General features: G+C 66.6%; 3 protein-coding genes and 1 pseudogene. 1 reads left to right on the top strand and 3 read right to left on the bottom strand.

Translation table 11 applies throughout. From position 1 onward, the window contains the following. Nucleotides 1–16: 16 nt before the first annotated feature. Nucleotides 17–370 carry a nuclear transport factor 2 family protein gene (locus ACNPM4_RS08455; RefSeq protein WP_029263793.1) on the bottom strand — a complete coding sequence of 118 codons (354 nt, stop codon included), beginning with the start codon at nt 368–370 and terminating at the stop codon, nt 17–19. Nucleotides 371–500: 130 nt separating this feature from the next. Between ACNPM4_RS08455 and ACNPM4_RS08450 the strand changes: the two genes are divergently transcribed. Further along, entirely contained in the window at nt 501–1,286 is a 786-nt protein-coding gene (locus ACNPM4_RS08450) for a helix-turn-helix domain-containing protein (protein WP_448985391.1), read from the top strand. A 163-nt stretch (nt 1,287–1,449) separates the two neighbouring features. Here the strand turns inward: ACNPM4_RS08450 and ACNPM4_RS08445 are convergent, their stop codons facing one another. Together ACNPM4_RS08445 and ACNPM4_RS08440 are read right to left on the bottom strand one after the other, a co-directional pair. Further along, nucleotides 1,450–2,046: a DUF1349 domain-containing protein gene (locus tag ACNPM4_RS08445; protein WP_448985390.1), complete on the bottom strand. Its 597-nt coding sequence runs from the start codon at nt 2,044–2,046 to the stop codon at nt 1,450–1,452. Nucleotides 2,047–2,057: 11 nt separating this feature from the next. After that, nucleotides 2,058–2,252, bottom strand: a pseudogene (locus ACNPM4_RS08440) (hypothetical protein); the annotation flags it as partial.

Below are 2,252 nucleotides of genomic sequence, written 5' to 3'. Positions count from 1 at the left end.
GTGCGCGGTGATGAGGTTAGGCGGGTACCTTGTCGAGGAATCCGAGGACCTGGTGGATACGGCCCTGGCCGTCGCCGACGACGACGTCGAAGCCGACTACGAGCGGTTCGGCTCCTGCGGGGCCAAGCCCCCACTGAAAGCGGGTGAGGCCGTGATGTGCGTCAGGTTCGCCGACGAGCGTGAACACGAACCCCGGGAACTGTTCCCGCACGGCGCCGATCGTGGCCGAGATCTGGTCTCGTCCACCGACATCGACCAGAGGGTCCGTGTATGTGGCGCCTTCCGTCCAATGCTCGGCGAGGAGGCGGTCACGAGCGTTCGCGTCCGAGGCGTTCCAGGTCTGCAGATACAAGTCGGTGATGGGGGTCATATCGGGGCCTTTCGGTATCGGCCGCAGCGGAGCCGCCGCGGTGAAGCCATGTTGGGCGCGGAGGGGTAGTCGCGTCGATTACCTCGGAGGTCATGGGTCGAACCACGACTGTTGGCTAGGGTCGAGAGTCATGACCGTGATCCATGCCGGCGACGTCGGGGTGCTCTTGCGCGGCTGGCGCGAGCGGAGACGGCTCAGCCAGCTGGAGCTCTCAGCCCGTGGACACGTCTCGACCCGACACCTCAGCTTCGTCGAGACCGGGAGGTCCAAGCCCACGCGAGAAATGCTCGATCGACTCTCTGCACACCTCGACATACCGCTGCGCGAGCGCAACCAGCTGCTCCTCAGTGCCGGGTTTGCGCCCGCACATCCCGAGCGGGCGATGAACGCCCCGGAACTCCGTTCTGTCAGCTCGGCGTTGCGACAACTCCTCGACGCCCATGCGCAGTACCCAGCGCTGGTGCTTGACCGCTGGTGGGACGTTATGGACCGCAACGCCGCGACGGACGTGCTGCTCGAGGGATGCGCACTGCACCTCCTCGAGCCTCCCGTCAACGCCGTACGGTTGTCGCTGCACCCGGAGGGTCTCGCGCCCCGGATCCGCAACCTCGGTCAATGGCGAACCCACCTCATCGGTCAGGTCTGCGCTCGCGCCGACCGCACCGGCGACTCCCGCCTCCGTCGCCTGGCGGAGGAGGTCGCGGCCTACCCCGGCGACGACGTAGGGCGGCCGGCGGTCACGGATGTCGTCATCCCGCTCGAGCTCGAGGTCGCGGGCGAGGACCTGCGCTTTTTCAGCATGTCCGCGGCCGTGGAGTCTGCGCTCGACATCACCATCGACGAACTGCGTATCGAGTCGTTCTATCCCGCCGACGATGCCACAGCACGCTGCTTGCGCCACCGACAGCCATCGTGAGATCGGACGAACGACTGCCGAGGGGGCCTGCTCAAGGACGCCGGAGCAGAGATGCTCGGTCAGACGATCTGTGCGGAATCGCGCTGACGCCATAGTGCGTTCGTCGATGAGGAGGTCGTGGTGCCGAACAAGTCGCCGTGCTGGCCGTACATCGCGCCCGGCCTCAGGAGCCGTCGCGCAGGTCGGCCGGAGCGCCCGCCGAGAAACGGATCCGGTCGAAGCGCGAGTCGCAGTCCTCTCCCATCGGCGCCTGCGACATGAAGCCCACCGTCACGGGGAGGTCGGTCTTCAGGCGGAACACCCGGACGAACTCCCACCGGTCGCCGTCGTCGGAGGCGTGGAAGGCGAACGCGTCTCCGACGCGGGAGACGCGGAGATACACGAAGTCGCTCTCGACGACCGTGGAGTTGCAGTCGTCGGAGAACTCGTTGGTCACGACGCTGACGACCATCGCCCGTCCGTCGGGCGAATACTCGAAGCAGAGCTTGGCCCAGTACTGCTCATCGCACCACAGTCCCAGCACGGCGGCGTCGAACGTCGTCCGCTCCCCGACGACGCGAGCTCTGGCGCTCAGCGTGAAATCAGCATCGGTCCGAAAGCCCAGCAAGCTCGCGCGGTGCTGTGCGGGGCCGCCGAGCGAGTCGTTGGTCCAATCTCCTCCCGGTGCCGCATGGAGGGTGAGCTCGCCGGTGTCGCCGTCGTAGCTCGCATCCAGTTCGCCGTTGGTCCATTCGAGCGTCGGCAGGGCAGGTATCCGCATGGTCGTTCTCCTCAGTGTGATGACGTCAACATATCGTGTGGCCCGGGCCCGTCGGTGAGATGGACGGCGTCGACCATCCGGCCGTCGACCAGATGACGGCGGGACCGCGCCCGCTGAGCGACCACATCGTCGTGCGTGACGACGATGATGGTCATGCCTGAGGCGTTCAGTTCGTCGAACACGTCGAGCACGTCGTCCGTGGCCTC

The organism is Microbacterium umsixpiens (genome assembly GCF_053543675.1).
The sequence above is the reverse complement of the archived record's forward strand: the minus strand, read 5'-3'. Positions and strand labels throughout refer to the sequence as shown.

What these genes read in the sequence shown, in the direction of transcription:
- ACNPM4_RS08455 (WP_029263793.1), bottom strand. Translation starts at nt 370, where the DNA reads ATGACCCCCATCACCGACTTGTATCTGCAGACCTGGAACGCCTCGGAC.
- ACNPM4_RS08450 (WP_448985391.1), top strand. Translation starts at nt 501, where the DNA reads ATGACCGTGATCCATGCCGGCGACGTCGGGGTGCTCTTGCGCGGCTGG.
- ACNPM4_RS08445 (WP_448985390.1), bottom strand. Translation starts at nt 2,046, where the DNA reads ATGCGGATACCTGCCCTGCCGACGCTCGAATGGACCAACGGCGAACTG.